This is a genomic window from Paenibacillus oryzisoli, assembly GCF_050467285.1.
GTDB classification, from domain to species: domain Bacteria; phylum Bacillota; class Bacilli; order Paenibacillales; family NBRC-103111; genus Paenibacillus_E; species Paenibacillus_E oryzisoli_A.
Map to the genome: position 1 here is coordinate 1 of NZ_JBCMUN010000036.1, position 2,225 is coordinate 2,225.

General features: G+C 45.8%; 1 protein-coding gene. It reads left to right on the top strand.

What is annotated here, in order from left to right:
- Positions 1 to 2,225 (top strand): S-layer homology domain-containing protein (locus tag ABE504_RS32260; protein ID WP_430096748.1); only part of this gene is annotated, 2,225 nt, incomplete at both ends.

Genomic DNA, 2,225 nt, shown 5'->3' on the forward strand with positions numbered 1-2,225 from the left:
GATCTTGACGCTGCAACGAAGGCGAAGTTTGACGCGATGATCTCCGCGGGCATCTTCGACGGTGTGAGCGATACAACATTTGGTCTGAAAGACGAAATGAACCGCGCACAATTCGCGAAAGTAGCAGCCCTGATCATGGGTCTGGACATCAACAAAGACCTGCAAACATCCAGCTTCACTGACGTTAGTGTATCCGACCCAGCAAACGGTTATGCACTGCCTTACATCGAAGCTTTGAAAACAGCTGGCGTGACTGACGGCTACGCAGAAGGCATGTACAACCCAGCAGGTAAAGTAACCAAAGAACAACTGGCTACTTTCTTGGTGCGTGTACTTGGTAAAGACGCAGAAGCAAAAGCACTGACAGGTACAGACGCAACTGTTTCTGGTTGGGCGCAAGGCTATGTAGCGGAAGCCCTTGCTTTGAAAGTTCTTTCTAACAATGAAGATGGTACTTTCGGCGGCATGAGCAACGCAACACGTGATCTGCTTGTAACAGGTGCATACGAAGCGAAACAGCAATACGTACCGGCTGGCGCAGTATCCATGACAGAAGCAAAAGCGACTGGCGCGCAAAAAGTAACAGTAAGCTTTAACAAGCCAGTTGACACGACAAAAGCAGTTGTAGCGCTGACAAAAGGTAGCGCGGCTGTAAACACAACAACAGCATGGTCTGAAGATAAAAAATCTGCTGTACTGACGTTGACAGACTCCAAAGTAAGTGAAGGTGAATACACCGCAACGCTTTCCGGTCTAGATGCAGCTAGCGTTGGAACTACAACAGCGAAGTTTACAGCTGAGAATGAGAAAGTTACAAAGATTGAATTTGTAACCGCTGGTGAGACAATTGCTAAGTCTGACAAAGCTAAAGTAGAAGTTCAACCTGTGAACCAATACGGCGAAACAGCATCCTTCTCCGCGGGTAACTACACCGTATATGCAACAACTCCTGACACAGCGACACTGACGAAATCGGATGACGGCAAACTGTATGTAAACCTGGACACAAACTACACAGGCGTGATTCCAAACAGCAGTCAAGTATCGATTAACATCTATGATAACGATCAGCACGTTTCTGCAACGAAATTGTTCAAAATTGGCGATACGCCATATGTAACAAAAGTAGAGTTGGGCGATGTGACTTACCAAAACGGTAAAGGTTCCTTGTCTCTTGCGGGTGAAAAAGCCGTAGTGAAATTGACGCAATATGACCAATATGGCGGCGTAGTAACGAAAGAATCCGGCTCCGCGATTACACCAACTGTATTCGTAACGCCATATGCAGAATATGCAGGTAATACACCGGCTGTTATTGCAGATGATAACAACGATAACGTAGATGACGTTGTATTTACACTTGGAGCGAATGCAGATAAATCTCAAGACTTCACAGTAACCGTATTCGGCGGCGGTTCCCAAGCAACAGCGACAGTAAAAGCAACATCTTCGAAAGTTGCTGCAAAAGTTGAGCTTGTTCAACCATCCACAACATTTGCATACGGTGATAGCGACAAATATGTTGACATCGTAGCCTATGATGAAGCTGGCAACAAACTGAGTGCAGACGACATTGTAGATAATGCGAAAGCAGGCCGCTTTAAAATCACAACTTCGGGCAACCTGGTTACAGGCGGCACGACAGATGTACCAGCGGCGATGTTGGTTGACTCGACAGATGATGCACAAGATCTGAAAATTGTTCAAGCTGGCCCTAACAAAGGTAAACTGCACATTGCGCACGTAGATGCCAAAGGTCAAGGCAATATCTTCGTAGCAATCTACGGTAATGGTGTAAACAGCAATGCACAAATTAACATTCCACTTTCCGATGTTCGTTACCCAGACAGCATCCGTGTGGTAACCGATGTAGCGACAAAAGCAGTAGCATCTGCAACAACGAAGCCAAAATTCCAAGTATTTGACCAATACGGCGAGAAAATGACTGCTTTCTCGAAAACATCCGACAACAACACGGTTGATATTGTACAAAACAACAAAGTTGTCACGTATGATGTTGTAGCAAACCTGACTGGTGATCACTTCACGGTTAGCGTAGACGGTCTAGGCACCATCAATGATGGCGATGTAATTGCTTTAAACGCATTTAGCGATAAAGAAATTACGGTAAACACAGCTGGTGCGGCTGCAGGAACTAGCTTGGATATGAAATTTGAACTGCGTAAGAGCGAAGCTACCCACACAGGTGCAGTAGCAGGTACCGT